15 protein-coding genes and 1 pseudogene are annotated in these 17141 nt (G+C 63.6%); 6 read left to right on the forward strand and 10 right to left on the reverse strand.

Annotation, left to right across the window (positions count from 1 at the left end; translation table 11 throughout):
• Window positions 1-100 precede the first annotated feature (100 nt).
• Both rhlE1 and yedA read right to left on the reverse strand, forming a co-directional pair.
• Window positions 101-1438 (reverse strand): RNA helicase RhlE1, encoded by a 1338-nt coding sequence (gene rhlE1 / locus TU75_RS16550; RefSeq protein WP_060549526.1) that lies wholly within the window; start codon window positions 1436-1438, stop codon window positions 101-103.
• Between the two features lie 48 nt (window positions 1439-1486).
• The gene (yedA, locus tag TU75_RS16555) at window positions 1487-2383 is read right to left on the reverse strand and encodes a drug/metabolite exporter YedA (RefSeq protein ID WP_003236955.1); all 897 of its coding nucleotides are present in this window, start codon (window positions 2381-2383) and stop codon (window positions 1487-1489) included.
• Window positions 2384-2751: 368 nt separating this feature from the next.
• On the opposite strand from yedA, the pseudogene TU75_RS28115 reads away from it, so the two are divergent.
• Window positions 2752-2835: pseudogene (locus TU75_RS28115) on the forward strand (DUF3077 domain-containing protein); the annotation flags it as partial.
• A gap of 199 nt (window positions 2836-3034) precedes the next feature.
• On the opposite strand, the gene TU75_RS16560 reads toward TU75_RS28115, so the two are convergent.
• The 3 genes from TU75_RS16560 to TU75_RS16570 form a co-directional block, all read right to left on the reverse strand.
• Complete coding sequence (locus tag TU75_RS16560; RefSeq protein ID WP_060549527.1) at window positions 3035-3646, reverse strand: 3'-5' exonuclease; 612 nt, start codon at window positions 3644-3646, stop codon at window positions 3035-3037.
• A gap of 21 nt (window positions 3647-3667) precedes the next feature.
• The gene (locus TU75_RS16565; RefSeq protein ID WP_003236960.1) at window positions 3668-4144 is read right to left on the reverse strand and encodes a LabA-like NYN domain-containing protein; all 477 of its coding nucleotides are present in this window, start codon (window positions 4142-4144) and stop codon (window positions 3668-3670) included.
• A gap of 117 nt (window positions 4145-4261) precedes the next feature.
• Window positions 4262-4990 carry a DUF2076 domain-containing protein gene (locus tag TU75_RS16570; RefSeq protein WP_060549528.1) on the reverse strand — a complete coding sequence of 243 codons (729 nt, stop codon included), beginning with the start codon at window positions 4988-4990 and terminating at the stop codon, window positions 4262-4264.
• A gap of 180 nt (window positions 4991-5170) precedes the next feature.
• Here TU75_RS16570 and TU75_RS16575 point away from each other — a divergent pair, with 180 nt between their 5' ends.
• Both TU75_RS16575 and TU75_RS16580 read left to right on the forward strand, forming a co-directional pair.
• Entirely contained in the window at window positions 5171-5830 is a 660-nt protein-coding gene (locus TU75_RS16575) for a DUF7847 domain-containing protein (protein ID WP_015373017.1), read from the forward strand.
• Window positions 5831-5870: 40 nt separating this feature from the next.
• Window positions 5871-6959: an endonuclease/exonuclease/phosphatase family protein gene (locus TU75_RS16580; protein ID WP_060549529.1), complete on the forward strand. Its 1089-nt coding sequence runs from the start codon at window positions 5871-5873 to the stop codon at window positions 6957-6959.
• Between the two features lie 65 nt (window positions 6960-7024).
• Here TU75_RS16580 and hrpB read toward each other — a convergent pair whose 3' ends face one another.
• Window positions 7025-9535: an ATP-dependent helicase HrpB gene (gene hrpB, locus TU75_RS16585; RefSeq protein ID WP_060549530.1), complete on the reverse strand. Its 2511-nt coding sequence runs from the start codon at window positions 9533-9535 to the stop codon at window positions 7025-7027.
• 191 nt (window positions 9536-9726) lie between these two features.
• On the opposite strand from hrpB, the gene TU75_RS16590 reads away from it, so the two are divergent.
• Window positions 9727-10146 carry a hypothetical protein gene (locus tag TU75_RS16590; protein WP_003236969.1) on the forward strand — a complete coding sequence of 140 codons (420 nt, stop codon included), beginning with the start codon at window positions 9727-9729 and terminating at the stop codon, window positions 10144-10146.
• Window positions 10147-10155: 9 nt separating this feature from the next.
• On the forward strand, window positions 10156-11049 hold the full coding sequence (locus tag TU75_RS16595) for a cation diffusion facilitator family transporter (RefSeq protein WP_060549531.1): 894 nt from the start codon (window positions 10156-10158) through the stop codon (window positions 11047-11049).
• Here the strand turns inward: TU75_RS16595 and TU75_RS16600 are convergent.
• Window positions 11046-12056: a DUF6515 family protein gene (locus TU75_RS16600; RefSeq protein WP_060549532.1), complete on the reverse strand. Its 1011-nt coding sequence runs from the start codon at window positions 12054-12056 to the stop codon at window positions 11046-11048. The two genes, TU75_RS16595 and TU75_RS16600, sit on opposite strands and share 4 nt — an antisense overlap.
• 427 nt (window positions 12057-12483) lie before the next feature.
• On the opposite strand from TU75_RS16600, the gene TU75_RS16605 reads away from it, so the two are divergent.
• On the forward strand, window positions 12484-12963 hold the full coding sequence (locus TU75_RS16605; protein ID WP_003194418.1) for an Lrp/AsnC family transcriptional regulator: 480 nt from the start codon (window positions 12484-12486) through the stop codon (window positions 12961-12963).
• 146 nt (window positions 12964-13109) lie between these two features.
• Here the strand turns inward: TU75_RS16605 and TU75_RS16610 are convergent, their stop codons facing one another.
• From TU75_RS16610 to TU75_RS16620, 3 genes are all read right to left on the reverse strand, one after another.
• On the reverse strand, window positions 13110-13745 hold the full coding sequence (locus tag TU75_RS16610) for a pseudouridine synthase (RefSeq protein WP_003236977.1): 636 nt from the start codon (window positions 13743-13745) through the stop codon (window positions 13110-13112).
• A gap of 71 nt (window positions 13746-13816) precedes the next feature.
• Window positions 13817-15289: an AMP nucleosidase gene (gene amn / locus TU75_RS16615; RefSeq protein WP_162276120.1), complete on the reverse strand. Its 1473-nt coding sequence runs from the start codon at window positions 15287-15289 to the stop codon at window positions 13817-13819.
• 182 nt (window positions 15290-15471) lie between these two features.
• Window positions 15472-17124, reverse strand: coding sequence for an acyl-CoA dehydrogenase family protein (locus TU75_RS16620; protein ID WP_060549533.1), 1653 nt, complete (start codon window positions 17122-17124; stop codon window positions 15472-15474).
• Window positions 17125-17141: the final 17 nt, after the last annotated feature.

Here is a 17141-nt window from a genome sequence, read left to right on the forward strand (position 1 = left end):
CCGCCTTCGCAGGCAAGCCAGCTCCCACATTTTGATGGGTGAACACCGTCAATGTGGGAGCTGGCTTGCCTGCGATGAGGCCATCAGCAGCGCCGCAAAATCACTTCTTCTTGCGCGGCCCGGTATTGAACACCGGCACCTTGCGCACCGGCTTGATCGACGGTTCAACCGGCGCCGAGTCTCCGCTCTCCACCCACTTGCCCAAATTGCGCTTGCCACCACCACCGCCGGAAGCCTTGGGCTTCTTCGGTTTTTTCGGTTTCTTCACCACCTGCCCGCTGGCATCGGTGTCCGGCACGCGGTGCTCGGGTTCAAAGTCCGGCTCCATCGTGCGGGTCAGCGTCTGACGCGTGAGCATCTCGATGGCCGACAGCATGTTCACCTCATCGGCGCACACCAGGGAAATCGCTTCCCCGGTATTGCCCGCACGCCCGGTACGGCCGATGCGGTGAATGTAGTCTTCGGCAACGATCGGCAGGTCGAAATTGACCACCAGCGGCAAGTCTTCGATGTCCAGGCCACGGGCCGCCACGTCGGTGGCCACCAGGATCTGCACGTCACTGCTCTTGAAGCGGTCCAGCGCGCGCTGTCGGGTAGCCTGGGGTTTGTCGCCATGAATGCCGTCGGCGTTGATGCCCAACCCTTGCAGCTTGTCCACCAGCGCATCCACGCCGTTGCGGGTTTTGGCGAACACCAGCACCTGCTTCCATCGGCCCTTGCGCATCAGGTGCACAAACAGCTCGGCCTTGCGCTTCTTGTCCACCGGCACCACCCACTGCTTCACCGTGTTGGCGGCGACGTTGCGCGGGCTGACTTCAATGCTCAGCGGGTCGTTGAGCATCTGCCCGGCCAGCGTGCGAATCTCATCGGAGAAGGTCGCGGAGAACAGCAGGGTCTGACGCTTTTTCGGCAGCATGCGGTAGATGTTCGCCAGCTCTTCGGAGAAGCCCAGGTCGAGCATGCGGTCGGCTTCATCCAGCACGAGGGTTTGCAACTGGTTGAGTTTCAGCGCGTTCTGGCGGAACAGATCGATCAGGCGGCCGGGCGTGGCGACCAGAATGTCGACGCCCTTGCGCAGCTTCATCATCTGCGGGTTGATGCTCACGCCGCCGTACACCGCGTAGGTGGTGAGCGGCAGGTTCTGCGCGTACTCGGCAACGCTGGCGTGAACCTGCTCGGCCAGCTCGCGGGTTGGGCACAGGATCAACGCGCGCGCCGAGTTGGCGGCGACTTTCGGCCCTTCCAGGGTCAGCAGTTGCAACAGCGGCAGGGCGAACCCTGCGGTCTTGCCGGTGCCGGTCTGGGCGGCTGCCATCAGGTCGCGGCCGGCCAGCACCGCTGGAATGGCTTGCGCCTGCACCGGCGTCGGGGTCTGGTAGCCAAGCGTCTCAAGGGCGCGCAGCAAGGGTTCGATCAGGCCAAGGGTGGCGAAAGTCATGTAGTTACCGTAGGAAAAATTCAGCGCAAGGGCGTAATGCGCGGCAGTTTACCTTATTTCCGGTTTGGGCTTGCGCCATTGGGGCAGGCTGATCAGCAACACGGCGCTGATGATCACCAGCATCGCAAAGGCCTCTTCCAGGCCGATGGTTTCACCCACGAAGACAATCCCCAGCAGCACGGCGACGGCCGGGTTCACATAGGCATAGCTGGTGGCTGCCGCCGGGCGCACGTTCTTGAGCAGGTACATATAGGCATTGAAGGCGATGATCGAACCGAACACAGTCAGGTAAGCCAGGGCCAGCCAACCTTCCAGCGGCGGCAGGGCGTTGAGGTGCTCGCCGGACAGCGCACTGACGAGCAACAGCGCCACACCCGCCACCAGCATTTCCGCAGCACTGGCCATGGCGCCCTGGGGCAGCGACAGTTGCCGGCTCCACACCGAGCCAAACGCCCAGGAGGCCGCTGCCATCAGCAGCAGCACTGCGCCCATGGGGCTTGATTGCAGCGTGCTGCCCATGTTGAGCATGGCAATGCCGATAATCCCGAGAATCACCCCTGCCCACTCCAGCCGGGTATTGCGCGCGCCCCAGAAGTAGCCGCACAGCAAGGTGAACAGCGGCACCGTCGCCACCGCCAGCGCGGCCACCCCGGACGACACGCCCATATGCTCCGCCACACTGACGCCGCCATTGCCCACCGTAAGCAGCAACAGGCCGATCATGCCGGCGGCCTTCCACTGCGGCCAGGTCGGCGCCGGCACGCCACGCCATCTGAGAAAGCCATACATCAACGCGCCCGCCGTACAGAACCGAATGCCCGCCAGCAGCAACGGCGGCCAGTACTCCACGCCGATGCGAATCACCAGGTAAGTGGAGCCCCAGATAACGTACAGCGCGAAAAAGGCAGCGATCAAGGGCAAGGGAAAGCGACGGGGGCCAGGCATGGGGCGGCTCTATGGCAGGAGAGGGAGGCTTATTTTAGGAAGGCGGATTGTTAAACATAAGTTACAAAACCTGTTTAAACGGGCCGTACACTTTTCGGAAGGGGGTGCTGGTCTACTGAATAGCCGAGCGCTGAACGATTAAATCGATAACCTGCCCGATCGTCGTGATGTGATCCCAATCATCCTGAGTCGCGCTCAGCTTTTGCTTGGTGCTTGCCAGTTATGGCAGCTGTGCGTGGGAGACCTTCGGGTCTGCTGGGTTTTACTTCTTGCCCCGGTCTTGCACACCTACGCACAGTTGCCACCCTCTTCGCGTGCAAGCGGACGGTGCCAACTTCTTCCAGCAAGGAGTTTCACCATGGTCAAAGTCACCACAGCGGGCAGTGATGCATTTGGTGGAAATGGCGAAAGGGGTGGTGGATCAGGCGTTGGAGTGTGTGCAACCGCGGTAGGCGCAAGCGCACACATGTGTGATGAAGCGGCTTGTTGTGGCGAGCGGGCTTGCCCCGCGTTGGGGTGCGAAGCGCCCCCAATCCAGCAAAGCGCGGTGTACCTGATATGGCTCTGCGCCTGGTTTTGGGGCTGCTGCGCAGCCCAGCGCAGGACAAGCCTGCTCGCCACAGTGTCCTCAGACTAAACAGCTTCTCTGGCTCAAAACCCGCGATGTTTCTTCAGGTGCTCATTGATCTTCGCCGCCGGCACTTTCTGCAAGGTGCACAGCAAATCATGGGACAGTTCGCGCAAGCCGTGGGTGCGCCGTAACTCCTGGGCCAGATGCGCCGTGAGGTTCGCCGCCATCTCCGCATCCGCCAGCGCCCGGTGAGCCTTGCCGGTGTGGGGCAGTTGCGCGTAGCTGTTGAGAGTGCCGAGTTTGTGGTTCGGTGCAGCCGGCAGCAGGCGCCGCGCCAGCAGCAGGGAGCAGGCGAATTTCTGCAGGCGGGTGCGGCGGATCAAGCCCAGCTCGAAGTCCCAGAACTTCTGGTCGAACGCGGCGTTGTGGGCCAGCAGCGGCGTGGTGCCGACGAAATCGTTGACTTCATTCATCACGCGCTCGGCCGGCGGTGCGCTGCGCAGCATGGCATTGCTGATGCCGGTGAGTTGTTCGATAAAGCCGGGCACGCGCACGCCGGCGTTCATCAGGCTCTGATAACGGTCGACGATTTGCCCACGTTCAAGAATGACCACGCCGATTTCCGTCGCGCGGCAATGGCTGCTCGGCGTGATGCCGGTGGTTTCAAAGTCGATGACCGCTATACGTTCCAAACCTGTTTGCACTCCGTCTATTTATTTGAGCAGCAACGCGCCTTCAATCGGCACGTAGCGGCTGGCGGCGCGTATCAGCGAATTGGCGGTCAGGCCGGGTACGCCGTAGGCCACGGCCTCAACGCCATGTTTATTGATGACGCGGTCGAGCAGCATGTCGAAGTCGCCGTCACCGGAGGCCAGCACGATTTCGTCGACGTGGTCGGCGGCGTCCATGATATCGAGGGTAATACCCACGTCCCAGTCGCCCTTGGCCGAGCCGTCGCTGCGCTGGATGTAGGGTTTGAGCTTCACCGTAAAGCCCAGGTTGCGCAGGATCTGCTGGAATTGCTGCTGCTTGCTGTCGCCACGGTCGATGGCATACGCATACGCCTCGACGATCTGCCCGCGCGCGCTGATGTCAGCCCACAGCGCGGCATAGTTGAAATGGCAACCATAGGCCTGGCGCACGGTGTAGTAGAGGTTTTGTACATCGGCGAACACTGCAATTTTCTTCACCGCACTTCCTCATGGCAGCCAGGCGTCAGGGCCCGGAAAGGGTGCCAGTATGCCAGCCACAGGAAAATTTCCGGAAAAAATCAGACCGGGGCGACAGCGCGCCCCGGCTCCGGCGTGTCAGACGAAGGTATCGTCGTCGCCAAAGGAAGAGGAGTCGTCGACATAATCGTTGTCGGCGAAGCTGTCCGCGTTGTTGCCACCCCAGCTGTCATTGCCGGCGAATTTCTGGTCGTCGTTGCCCCAGTTGCCTTGATCGCTGGCCGGCGCCGGTTGTTCGATGATTTCCTCCACCACCTGCGGCTGCTGGTTGTGGTGGAACAGGCTGCTGATGCCTTCGGCCATCAATACACCACCGGCCACGCCAGCGGCGGTTTTCATCGCGCCGCCCAGAAAACCGCTGCCCACGGGCGCGGCAGCCGCCGCCTGGGGCGGTTGCTGGTAGTTCTGCTGTGGCGCAGGTTGGCCGAACGCAGGCCGCGCCGGTTCACGCCAGCCACCGCCGGTGCTGGACGGCGCAGGCTGGGTATCCCGCAAGCTGCCGCCAAAGATGCTCGACAGGAAACCGCCGCCGCTCGCCGGCGCCGGTTGCGCGGATTTGGCCCGCTGCAACTCGTCCTGCAGTTGCTGGATCTGCTGCGCCTGCTGCTTGTTCTGCGCATCCAGGCTTTTCAGCGCCTGCTCCTGCACCAGGATCGACTGGGTCATGTAGTACCCGGCGGCCGGTTGGCGAGTCATGTGCTCCTTGATCCGCGCTTCGGCCTGGGCGTCGCGGGGGGCTGAGTCCGTTTCGGCTTGTTGCAACCGTGAAAACAGTCCATCGATCAGGGTTTGCTCTTCGCTGTTCATGGCGACCTCGTTAGATTGCCGGTAGAAATCAGGGTCCTGCCTGTGATCAGGCCAGGTGCGTGCTAGTTATGGGGGTGTTACGAGTTGTTTCAATGGTCTTTACGCAAGGTTTACGTTTGCGTCGCTGCGAGTCTGATCGGTTAAAGTGTTGCCTTTATTTACAGGCCTGCGATAACCCTGATGAATCCGTTAGACGTACTGCGCGACTCTTTCCGCTTTACCCGGCATAACCTCGGCGCCATCGTGCAATTGTGTTTGCCGTTGGTGATCCTCGAAGCCTTGCTGCAACAGATACTCGACCACACGCTGGGCGCGGATGCGTTTGCCGGTTACAGCGTGGTGGTGGGTTTATTGGTGTACCCGCTGTACACCGGGGCGCTGATCCTGTTTCTCGACGCCCGCACCCGTGGCGAGTCGCCGCGCACCCGCGATGTGTGGGCCATGGCCCTGGCCTTGTGGCCGCGCTTCGCCCTGCTGACTGCCATGAGCACGCTGCTGATACTGGCGGGGCTGTCGTTGTATTTCCTGCCGGGGCTGTGGCTGATGGTGGTGCTGGCATTCGCCGAATACCTGCTGGTGTTGCGCGGGATGTCGGCACTGGAGGCGATGAAGGAGAGCCTGCGCCTGACTCGTGGGCATTTCTGGCGGATCCTGGTGTGCCTGCTGTGCGTGATGACGCCGCTGTGGCTGCTCAAGGGCGCAAGCGTGGCGGCCTACCCTGAGCCGGCGCCACTGCTGGGGCTGTTGATGGACAGCGCGCATAGCTTTCTGCAGCTGTTTACCAGTGTGGTGCTGTTCCGTTTATTCATGTTGATCGGTGGCGATGCCGACGCGCGGTGATATGCTCACGGCCACTTCTGAAACGCCATAAGCCGAGCCGATGACCCGTTTATTGCGCATCACCCTGCTGGGCCTGCTGATCGTTGCCGGCCTGCTCACCGCCCTGATCTACCACCTCACTTGGCGCCCTGCCGCCAGGCAGACCCTGCCCGTCAGTTGCGTCGCGCCCCGTGCGCCGACCCTGCTGCCTGGGCAGGCGCTCAAGGTGATGACCTGGAACGTGCAATACCTGGCCGGCAAGAACTACGTGTTCTGGTACGACCGCAGCGACGGCAACGGCCCGGACGAGCGCCCCACCGTCGAAGACATGGCCTTCAGCCTCGACGAAGTGGCACGGGTCATCCGCGACGAACAACCCGACCTTCTGCTGTTGCAGGAAATCGACGAAAACGCCAAGCCCTCCCATTACCAGGACCAACTGGCCCTGCTACAGGAACGTCTGGCCGATCTCTACCCCTGCAGCGCCCAGGCCTTCGACTGGAAGGCCGACTTCGTCCCCAGCCTGCACGTCTTTGGCAGCGTTGGCCGCAAGCTCGCCACCCTCAGCCGCTACCAGATCGAACACGCCGAACGTCTGCAGCTGCCCACCTCGGACGCCAACTTCATCAGCCGCCAGTTCCAGCCCAGGCCCGCCTTGCTGCTAACCTACCTGCCCCTGAGCGACGGCGGCCAACTGGCGGTGCTCAACACCCGTCTGGACGGCGATACACCCGGGCACAGTGCGGTGCAGGCGCAGGCCAAGGCCACCGTGAAGTTGCTGGATAAATTCGAAGGCCGGGGCACACCCTGGTTGATCGGCGGGGATTTCAACCTGTTGCCGCTGGGGCAATACCTGCGTCTGGACGCGGGCAAACGCGGGCAGTATTCGCCAGACAGCGAGCTGCATCTGCTGTGGGACAAATACCCGATGATCCCGAGCAACAGCGAATCCAGCGGCATCGACCGTGAAAAATGGCTGACGCACTTCCCCAACGACCCAGGCATCGACGGCCCGGACCGTACACTCGATTACCTGTTTTACAGCCCACGAATCAAGCGAGTGGAGGCGAAGGTACGACAGGCGGATACGTTGCGTATCTCCAATCATTTACCGGTGATTGCCCGCTTTCTACTGCCCGCCTCGCCATAACAAACCCAACAAAACCCAATGTGGGAGGGAGCAAGCCCCCTCCCACATTTTTTTGATCCTCAGCGTTAAGGCTTGCGAGGCTTGATGCGGGCCGTAGCCTCAGCCACCAACGGATCATCCGGCCAATAATGCTTCGGATACCGCCCCTTCAAATCCTTCTTCACCTCGGCGTACGTACTGCGCCAGAAGTTTGCCAGGTCCTGGGTCACCTGCACCGGACGCCGCGCGGGGGACAGCAGATGCAGCTTGACCGCTTGGCGCCCGCCGGCAATGCGCGGTGTGTCCGCCAACCCGAACAACTCCTGTAAGCGCACCGCCAGAATCGGCGGCTGTTCGCTGTAGTCCAGGCGCACCGACGACCCCGAGGGCACCTTTACATGCTGCGGCGCCAGCTCGTCCAGGCGTTGCGGCAGCGGCCAGGGCAACAGGTTGTGCAGGTAGCTGGAGATGTCCAGATGGGCGAAATGGCTCAGCCGCGAGACTTTGCCCAGGTAGGGCATCAGCCAGTGTTCCAGGCTGGCGAGCAAGGCCTTGTCGCTGATGTCCGGCCATTCGCTGGGCGCTCCCTTGTCCAGCTCGCGCAGCAGCATGACGCGGGCCTGCCACTGGCGCAGCTCCGGGGTAAAGGGCAACAACTCCAGGCCTTTGCGCCGCACCAGATTGACCAGCGCCTGGCTGCGCGCGCCTTCATCCAGGCCGGTGAGCGGCTCGCGGCTGAGTACCAGCTCGCCGACCTTGCGCTGGCGTTCGGCGCGCAGCACGCCTTCGCGTTCGTCCCAGTCCAGTTGATCGACCGTGCGCACCTGCTCGGCGAGCACCGTGTCGAACAGCGCCGGATCGAAGTCCGCCGCCAGGTAGATGCGTTCCTCACGCTGGCCCTGACGGCTGCCCAGGTCGGCGATCACCAGCCAGGGCTGTTTCATCAGGCTGTCGGCCTCGGCGAACAGCGCAGCACGGCCATTGGCCAGGCGGTATTCGGCGCCACCGGCACGGCGTTGCTGGGCGACACGGTCCGGGTAGGCCAGCGCCAGCAAGGCGCCGAGCCAGCGCGGATGGTCGGGATCGGCCACGGCGTGGGTCGCCTTGCCCCTTAAGTAGCCACGATACTGCCGCGCCAGTTGCCGGGCCCGTTGCACGCCGCCCTGGGTGCCACGGGCGCGTTCTTCGCCAGACAGCAGCGCCAGGCGGCTGTGCAGGTCCGCACCGGCGCCGCGCAGGATATCGCGCTCGCCCAGCAGCGCGGCGACATGGCAGGCGGTATCCGCCAGCCCCAGGTCCTGCCCGCGCAACAGCAGGTGGGCGATGCGCGGATGAGCCGGCAACTCAGCCATTTTCTGGCCATGGGCGGTCAATTTATCTTCATTCAAAGCACCCAGGCGCACCAGCAGGTCCTGGGCCTGGGCATACGCAGCGCTTGGCGGCACGTCCAGCCATACCAACTGCGCAGGCGTCACGCCCCAGCGCGCCAGTTGCAAGGCCAGGCCGGCAAGGTCGGCGGCGAGAATTTCCGCGCTGCCATAGGCTGCCAGGCCTTCGTGCTGATCCTCGGACCAAAGCCGGTAACACACGCCAGGTTCGAGGCGCCCTGCCCGGCCAGCGCGCTGGGTGGCACTGGCACGGGAGATGCGCTGGGTATCGAGGCGGGTCATGCCGCTGCCGGGGTCGAAACGCGGCACCCGCGCCAGCCCGGCGTCGATCACCACGCGTACGCCATTGATGGTCAGGCTGGTCTCGGCGATGTTGGTGGCGAGCACCACTTTGCGCTTGCCGGCGGGCGCCGGGTCGATGGCGGCGCGCTGGGCGTTGAGGTCCAGCTCGCCGTGCAGCGGGCACAGCAGGATATCGACGCGATCGCCCAGCGCGTCGGCCAGTTGCTGGTTCACGCGGCGAATCTCGGCCTGCCCCGGCAAGAACACCAACACGCTGCCGGTCTCGTCATGCACGGCGTCGAGGACGGTCTGCACCACACGCGGCTCAATGAATTCACCGGCCTGGTACGGCCGCCCCCAACGCATCCGCACCGGGAACATGCGCCCCTGGCTGCGCAGGATCGGTGCATCATCCAGCAGGCTGGCCAGGCGCTCGCCCTCGAGGGTGGCGGACATCAGCAGGATTTTCAGCGTCTGCTCGTCGCGAAACAGCTCACGCCCGTTGAGGCTCAGGGCCAGGGCCAGGTCGGCGTCCAGGCTGCGTTCGTGGAATTCATCGAAAATCAGCAGCCCCACGCCCTCCAGCGCCGGGTCGTCCTGCAAGCGCCGCGTGAGGATGCCTTCGGTAACCACTTCGATGCGTGTGTTGGGGCCGACCTTGCTGTCGAGGCGGATGCGGTAACCGACCGTTTCGCCGACCTTTTCACCCAACTCGCTGGCCAGGCGTTCGGCCGCCGCACGGGCGGCGAGGCGCCGGGGCTCGAGCATCAGGATGGTTTGCCCGGCCAGCCAGGGTTCGTTCAACAAGGCCAGCGGCACGCGGGTGGTTTTACCGGCGCCGGGCGGCGCTTCCAGCACGGCTTCATGGCGAATCGCCAAGGCGTCACGCAGGGCGGGTAAAACATCATCGATGGGCAACGAATTCATACTGGCTCCAAAGCAGAGCGGCGAGTATAACGGCGAACGGCCCACTGCCGACGCGGGTCTGAGAAACGCCACTGGCCTTGCCTGGGAACACGGTCAAAGGTGGGAGCTGGCTTGCCTGCTCCCACATTGGTCGGCGTCGTTCAACAGAATGGGCTTAAAGTCACTTTCAAATGTGTTGAGGAGATTTTTCCATGCGTATTGCTTCCCGTGTCATCGGCGGTGTTCTGGCCGTCACCCTGTTGAGCCAACTCACCGCCTGCGGGTCGATCATTTACCCGGATCGCCGTGGTCAGCTCGACGGCAAGATCGACCCGACCATCGCCGTGCTCGATGCCATCGGTCTGTTGTTCTATGTGATCCCCGGCCTGATCGCCTTTGGCGTCGACTTCGCCACCGGCGCGATTTACTTCGAACCAGGCAAGACCGCCCAGGTCGACCCGCAGAAACTCCACGAAGCCATAGGGGCCGATGGCAAGGTCGACAACCTCAAGCTGCAATCGATCATTGAGAAGGAAACCGGCCGCAACCTGCCGCTGGATGACCCGCGCCTGATCCAGTTCAAGGGCAGCGTGCAGCAACTGGCCTCCCTGGGCCTGCAACCTGCCGCCTGAGGATCGCCCATGACCAGCAGTCCCGAACACGCCAGGCTCCTGCGCCTGGCCACTCGCGCCTCGGTGGCGGTGGCCTGTGCGCTGATCGTCACCAAGGCCATCGCCTGGTGGTTCAGCGGTTCGGTGAGCATGCTCGCCGGGTTGACCGATTCGCTGCTCGACGGTGTGACGTCGCTGCTCAATTTGCTGGCGGTGCATTACGCCCTGCGCCCGGCCGATGACGACCACCGTTATGGCCATGGCAAGGCGGAATCCCTGTCGGGCATGGCTCAGGCGCTGTTTATCGCAGGCAGTGCGGTGTTGATCGCGTTCCAGGCCTACCACCGCCTGCAGCACCCGGAACCGGTCGGCGCGCCCTGGCTGAGCATCGGCGTGATCGTGTTTTCCCTGGTGCTGACCGTGGCGTTGCTGATGCTGCAACACCGGGTGGTCCGCGAAACCGGCTCCAACGCGGTGCGCGCCGATTCACTGCATTACCGCTCCGACCTGATGCTCAACGGCAGCATTCTGGTGGCGCTGGTGCTGGCAGGCATGGGCTTGCATCAGGTGGATGCGTGGTTCGGTCTGGGCATCGCGGCTTATATCCTGTGGAGTGCCATTCAGATCGCGCGGGAAAGCTTCGCGGTGCTGATGGATGAGGAACTGCCCACCGACGTCAGCCAGCACATGCTCGAGCTGGCTCGTGGCGTGCCGGGAGTGCTGGGGGCACATGATTTGCGCACGCGGGTGTCGGGTAACCACTGGTTTGTGCAACTGCACCTGGAGTTGCCGGGGGAGCTGACCCTGTCAGTGGCCCATGGCATCAGCGATCAGGCCGCCGATGCCATTCACCAGGCCTACCCACGCGCCGAAGTGCTGGTGCACGCCGACCCGCAGGAAGTGGTCACCGGCGCCAAGGCCTAGTACCGCACCTGATAGCCGCGACTGCTCAAGCAGTTGCCCTGGGCCTGACGGTAGGCTTGTACCACCGCAGGGTCCGGGGCGTAGGTGACGGTGCGCGGGTCAAAGCCGCTCTGCTGCACCGCCCAGCGATAGCAGTCGTAGCCGTCCTGTTGCACCTGAGCCGGTGACTGGCCGTTGGCCGGGTAGGCCACCACGTCATAGCCCTCGCCCTGAGGCGGCGGCGGCGGTGGGGGCGCCTCTGCCGGCGGTTGCACCACCACGTATTGCCGGGTGCTTTCCTCGTAGGCGTAATAAGCGCCGGCGGCAAGAAACAACAGCGAACCGCCTACCCGCACTTCGCGCGCGTAGTCCGGCAAATATTGCACACGGATGCCGTAAGGCGGCGTCACCACCACATAGCGCGGGCCCTGGGGGCGATACCAGTAGCCGCCGGAGAAGAAATAATCCTGGCCGCGGTAAGGCACACGGTAATTGCGGTCGGGGAAACGGTCGATAACGTAACCCGGACGATGTTGCGGGCCCGGGCCCCAGCCGTTGCCGTGGCCGTCAGGGCGGCCTGGCCAGCGATTGTCGTCGGGACGGCCGTTGAAGCCGGGACGCGAGCCGGGGCCGCCGGCCTCCCAATGCCGGTTGTCGTCATTGCGCCGGGGGATGTCACGGTAGTAGCCCTGGCGCGGTTCCTCGGTCTGGCGCACGGTATCCGGGCGTCCCTGAATCGGCAGCTGGGTGGACGGCGGCGCAGGCCGACCCGGCTCGTTGCCCGGCGCACGCCCCTGCCATTGGCCGCCACCGTTCGGGCCGCCGCGCTCGATGCGCTGATTTTCCGGGCGCGGCTGATTGTTCTCCGGCCGCCCGCCGCCTTGTGGCCCGCGCTCATGCTGCCCGCCGCCCTGAGGCCTTGGCCCGGGACCAGGCCCCGGCGCGCCATCGCGCTCATCGGCCAGCACCTGCGCGCCGACGCTTGCCACCAGCAAACCAACACCTGCCATACGCCAGATGCGCTTCATGCTATTCCTCACTGCGGATTAGGGCTTGAACATGAGACTGGGAAAGCCTCGCCCGGTTCTGGCACAGGTTATCAGTCACAAGAAGTTTCATCGCAGGTAAAAACCCAGACAAAAGAAAAGGGGCGACCCGTCGGCCACCCCTTGAGAATTTCGTCCTGGCGCAACGCTTTTGGCGTTGGCTCACCTCACGCCGTCGTGTCGACAGTGTGCAGCCTGGAGGCCGGCTCAACCCTGCTGGGGTGGCGGCCGCGGCACGCCTGATTGGGCGAGCCGCTGTGGACTGTTGTCCAGGCGGTGATTCTGTTGATAACGATACCCGCCCAGGCCCGATGGATGATTGCGAAGATTGCGTCAATAAACAGTGCTTGCGCAATTTTTAACCCTTCATGGATAATTCACCGCAATAGTTACGACAAAGGCTAACCCGATGAGCAAGCTTGACCGATACGACCTGAGTATTCTGGCGGAATTGCAGCGCGATGCGAGGATCTCCAACCAGGAGCTGGCCGAGCGTATTGGCCTGTCGCCGTCGCCCTGCTCGCGCCGGGTCAAGCAACTGGAAGACGACGGCTATATCGCCCGCCAGGTCGCCCTGCTCGATCGCAAGATGCTCGGCTTGAGCCTGACCGCCTATGTATTGATCGGCATGGACAGGCACACCCCCGAGCGTTTCGAGAATTTTGAAGCCGCCATCCGCACCCTGCCCCAGGTGCTGGAATGCAGCCTGGTGACCGGGATGGATGCGGACTATCAGCTCAAAGTGGTGGTGCCGGACATGGATCACTATCAAAAATTGCTGCTGGGCCATCTGACCCGCATCGAAGGCGTGACCAGCGTGCGCTCAAGCTTTGTACTCAACCAGGTGCTCAACAGCACCGAACTGCCGCTGACGCACCTGCGTACCTGAGATCACAGAGGATCAAAGGTGGAGGCTGGCTTGCCTGCGATAGCATCCCCCGGGTGTTACTGACACACCGAGTTGACTGCATCGCAGACAAACCAGCTCCCACACCTGCAACCTCGGGAACGCTCGGCCTGATCGAGTCCCGCGCCTTATAAACGCGCCGGCACCGCCTTCCACTGGCCCTGATCCAGCCCTTCGATAGACCACTCCCCAATCCGCACCCGCACCAGGCGCAAGGTCGGTAAACCCACCGCCGCCGTCATGCGCCGTACCTGGCGGTTACGCCCTTCGCGAATCACCAGTTCCAGCCAGTGAGTGGGCACACTTTTGCGAAACCGCACCGGTGGGTTGCGCGGCCACAGCTCTGGCTCGTCCAATTGCCGGGCTTCGGCGGGCAAGGTCATGCCGTCATTGAGTTCCACACCGTCGCGCAGGCGTTGCAGTTGCGCGTCAGTCGGCTCGCCTTCCACCTGCACCCAATAGGTTTTCGCCAGCTTGTGCCTGGGGTCGGCAATGCGCGCCTGCAGTTGGCCGTCATTGGTCAGCAGCAGCAGGCCTTCGCTGTCACGGTCCAGGCGGCCCGCCGGGTAGATGCCGGGGATGTTGATAAAATCCTTGAGGGTCGCGCGCCCGCCCTCGTCGCTGAACTGGGTCAGCACATCGAAGGGTTTGTTGAACAGGATCAGTTTCGGCTCGGCCGGCGGCGCCTTGGCGACACGACGAGGGGCAGCCTGCGAAGGTTTCACGCCAGGGCGGCGCGAATCGGGACGGGTGGGACGGGACATGGCGAAGGAACATCTAACGGTCAGGGCCGACAATGCTAGTGGCCTGACCGCCAAATGACCATCCCAACCGCTTAGCGGAACGGCGGCTCGTCGAAGCTGCGCAGTTTGCGCGAATGCAGCGAGTTGAGCTCGGTACGCAGCAGGTCGACCGCCTCGATGCCGATTTTCAAATGCTGGCTGACCGCGCGCTCATAGAACGCGTTGGCCGAACCCGGCAATTTGATTTCGCTGTGCAACGGCTTGTCCGACACGCACAGCAAGGTGCCGTAGGGCACACGCAGCCGGTAGCCTTGCGCGGCGATGGTGCCGCTTTCCATGTCCACGGCCACGGCGCGGGACAAGTTGATCAGCGGCCGCTCCTGCGCCCAGCGCAGCTCCCAGTTACGGTCGTCATAAGTCAGCACCGTGCCGGTGCGCAGGCGTTTTTTCAGCTCTTCGCCTTGTTCGCCGGTGACGCTGGCGGCCGCCTGCTGCAAGGCCATCTGCACTTCGGCCAGGGCCGGAATCGGGATATTCGGCGGCACTACCCGGTCAAGGATCCCGTCGCGGCGCATATAGGCGTGAGCCAGTACATAGTCGCCGATGGTCTGGGATTGGCGCAGACCGCCACAGTGCCCGATCATCAGCCAGCAGTGCGGGCGCAGCACCGCCAGGTGATCGGTGATGTTCTTGGCGTTGGACGGGCCGACGCCGATGTTCACCAGGGTCACGCCGTGGCCGTCGGTGGCCTGCAGGTGATAAGCCGGCATCTGGTAGCGGTGCCACACCACGCCTGCGGCAATCGCCGACGCTTCGCCGTGGTCCATGTTCTTGTCGATGATCACGTTGCCCGGCAGCACCATGCGCACAAAGCGCGGGTCGCTGCGCAGTTGTTCCAGGCCATGCAGGATGAACTGGTCAACGTAGCGGTGGTAGTTGGTCAGCAGGATCCACGGCTGCACATGGCGCCAGTCGCTGCCGGTGTAATGCACCAGACGGCGCAGGGAAAAGTCCACGCGGGCCGCATCGAACAGCGCCAGCGGCAGCGGGTCGGTGTTTTCCCAGTCGTAGAGACCGTCAGCGATGCCATCGGTGGCGGCCGACAGGTCGGTGCTGGGGAACACGCGCGCCAGGGTTGCGGCGGTCACGCCGGAGCCGGCCAGCTCGTCACCCTGCTCCACCACGTACGGGTACGGGATGTTCTGCTGGCTGACGCCCACTTCCACCGTCACGGTAAAGTCGTGCATCAGCGGCACGAGCTGTTCCAGCAGGTATTTGCGGAAGGCTGCGGGGTGGGTGACGGTCACGCTGTAGGTGCCGGGCAACTGCACCTTGGCGTAGGCCCGGGTGGTCTGTGGGACTTCGCCGTGGCAGTGGTAGGTCAGGCGCAGTTCCGGGTAGCGAAACAGCGCGCGCTGGTCGGCATCGGGCTCGACGCGGTCCTTGAGGTATTGCTTGAGGGCCTGGTTGAGCGCGCCGGTCGCACGCTCATGCAGAGCGGCCAGCCGGTCCACGGCTTCTTCGGCGGTTTGAACGACAACAAAAGCTTCGGTCACGGTAAGCATCCTGTGTGCTGACTTGCAGGCCTTTATCTTGCCTGTAACCCGGCTGCACTGAAACACCGGAATTGGAATGCTGTAAATGTGGGAGGGGGCTTGCTCCCGATTGCAGTGTGTCGATCAGCCTGGCTGCAACTGATGCACCGCTATCGGGAGCAAGCCCCCTCCCTTACTTTGACCGCCTGCCGTCAGGCCGATTGGGGGGTTGAGCGCGCAACAATCGCTTCTACGTCCACCCCGCGCGGCAATGTGCCATACACCCGCCCGGAGGACTCACCCAAGCGGCTAACGATAAACCCGTCACTCACCGCCGAATTCCCCGCCTCCAGCAGCAACTTGGCCTGCAACGCCACGGCAATGTCTTCGGTCAATTGCCGCGCGCGGTACTGAATGTCCTGAGTATCCATAAACGCGGTCTTCAATTGGTGGATGTGCCGCGCCAACTGCCTGTCGCCATGCCCGTCGCCCAGTTCGACAAACAGCGTCTCCAGCACACCCGGCTCTTTGGAGAGTGCGCGCAGTACGTCAAGGCATTGCACGTTGCCGGAACCTTCCCACGTCGAATTCACCGGTGCCTCACGGTAAAGACGCGGCAGGATGCTGTCCTCCACATAGCCGGCACCGCCCATGCATTCCGCCGCTTCGTTGATCATCGCCGGCGCGCGTTTGCAGATCCAATACTTGCCCACCGCCGTTACCAGCCGGGCGAAGCGGGCTTCGTGTTCATCGCCCAGGTGATCCAGGGCGCGGCCCATGCGCAGGCTCAGGGCCAGGGCCGCCTCGCTTTCCAGGGCGAGGTCGGCCAGCACGTTCTGCATCAGGGGTTGCTCACTGAGTACGCGGCCGCCCACTCGGCGATGAGCGCAATGATGGCTGGCCTGGGTCAGCGCCTGGCGCATCAGGGCGCTGGAGCCGACCATGCAGTCGAAGCGGGTCATGGCGACCATCTCGATGATGGTCGGCACGCCGCGCCCCTCCTCGCCGACCATCCACGCCAGCGCGCCGCGAAACTCCACTTCGCTGGATGCATTGGAGCAATTGCCCAGCTTGTTTTTCAGGCGCTGGATATAGAACGCGTTGCGCGTGTCGTCCGGACGGTGGCGTGGCAGCAAAAAACAGCTGAGGCCTTTGTCGGTCTGGGCCAGGGTGAGGAAGGCATCGCACATCGGCGCCGAGCAGAACCACTTGTGGCCCACCAGCTCATAGGCTTGCCCGGGACCGCCGGCGCCCACCGGATAGGCGTGGGTGGTGTTGGCGCGCACGTCGGTGCCGCCCTGTTTTTCGGTCATGGCCATGCCGAGGGTGACGCCGGCCTTGTGGGCCATGCAGACGTTGCGCCCGTCGTATTCGGTGCTGAGGATTTTCGGCAACCAGGACTGCGCCAGTTCCGGCTGCAGGCGCAGGGCCGGGACGCTGGCGAAGGTCATGGTCAGCGGGCAACCGGTGCCGGCCTCCGCCTGGGTGTGCAGGTAGGTCATCGCCGCGCGGGCCACGTGGGCGCCATCCTGCGGGTGGGCCCACGGCAGCGACGGCAGGCCGTGTTCAACGGCGGTGCGCATCAATTGGTGATAGGCCGGATGAAACTCCACCAGGTCAATGCGATGGCCATAGCGATCATGGCTGTTAAACACTGGTTTGTTCTGGTTCGCCAGGAACCCGGCCTCCATCAACGGCCCGCCAGCCAACGCGCCGTAGGCATCGATGCGCGGCTGAGCCCAGCCAGCGCCAAAGCGGCGCGACCAGTCTTGCAGGGGCAGGTCGATGCGGTACAGGTTAATGCCATCCAGAGACGGTGGCTGGTTGGTGACGTCGTGGGTTTCGGCAAACTGATGCAGGTTCATGACGGGCCTCCTGGAAA

The sequence above is a fragment of the Pseudomonas poae genome (genome assembly GCF_001439785.1).
In the GTDB taxonomy this organism is placed as follows: domain Bacteria; phylum Pseudomonadota; class Gammaproteobacteria; order Pseudomonadales; family Pseudomonadaceae; genus Aquipseudomonas; species Aquipseudomonas poae.